The 1,179-nt window shown below is 38.8% G+C and carries 1 protein-coding gene; it reads left to right on the forward strand.

Features of this window, described 5'->3' with window-relative positions; genetic code table 11:
• Position 1 precedes the first annotated feature (1 nt).
• The coding region (gene tuf / locus NK213_RS20115; RefSeq protein ID WP_253352668.1) for an elongation factor Tu at positions 2-1,179 on the forward strand (1,178 nt) is incomplete at its 3' end.

Raw genomic sequence — 1,179 nt, forward strand, 5'->3', positions numbered from 1 at the left:
AATGGCAAAAGCTAAATTCGAAAGAAGCAAACCACACGTAAACGTGGGAACAATTGGTCACGTAGATCACGGGAAAACAACAACAACAGCAGCAATATCAAAAGTATTATCGGATAAAGGACTAGCACAAAAAGTAGATTTTGAAAATATCGACCAGGCACCAGAAGAAAGAGAAAGAGGAATAACAATAAATACAGCTCACATAGAGTATGAAACAGAAGCAAGACACTACGCTCACGTAGATTGTCCAGGCCATGCGGATTATGTAAAAAACATGATCACAGGAGCAGCTCAGATGGATGGTGCTATCTTAGTAGTATCAGCAGCTGACGGTCCAATGCCTCAGACAAGAGAACATATCCTGCTTGCAAGACAGGTTGGAGTTCCTTACATCGTAGTATACTTAAACAAAGTAGACATGGTAGATGACGAAGAATTATTAGAATTAGTAGAAATGGAAGTAAGAGAATTACTGACAGAATACGGATTCCCAGGAGATGACATACCGGTAATAAAAGGATCGTCATTAGGAGCATTAAACGGAGAAGAAAAATGGGTAGATGCAATAATGGAATTAATGAATGCAGTAGATTCATATATCCCGACACCTGAAAGACCAGTAGACTTACCGTTCCTATTACCAATAGAGGATGTATTCACTATAACAGGAAGAGGAACAGTAGTAACAGGAAGAGTAGAAAGAGGAAAAGTTAATGTTGGAGAAGAAGTAGAGATCATAGGAATAAGACCTACAACAAAGACAACAGTAACAGGAGTAGAAATGTTCAGAAAGTTATTAGATTCAGGAGAAGCTGGAGATAATATCGGGGCATTATTAAGAGGGACAAAGAAAGAAGATGTAGAAAGAGGACAAGTATTGGCGAAACCAGGATCAATAACACCTCATACAAACTTCAAATCAGAAGTATATGTATTGACAAAAGAAGAAGGTGGAAGACATACACCATTCTTTACAGGATACAGACCACAATTTTACTTCAGAACGACAGATATAACAGGAATGGTAAATCTGCCGGAAGGAATAGAAATGGTAATGCCGGGGGATAACATCGAAATGACAGTAGAATTAATCCACCCAATAGCAATGGAAGAAGGATTAAGATTCGCCATCAGAGAAGGTGGAAGAACGGTTGCTTCTGGTGTAGTTGCTACTATTAC

Origin of the sequence: Sebaldella sp. S0638 (assembly GCF_024158605.1) — a bacterium.
GTDB lineage: Bacteria > Fusobacteriota > Fusobacteriia > Fusobacteriales > Leptotrichiaceae > Sebaldella.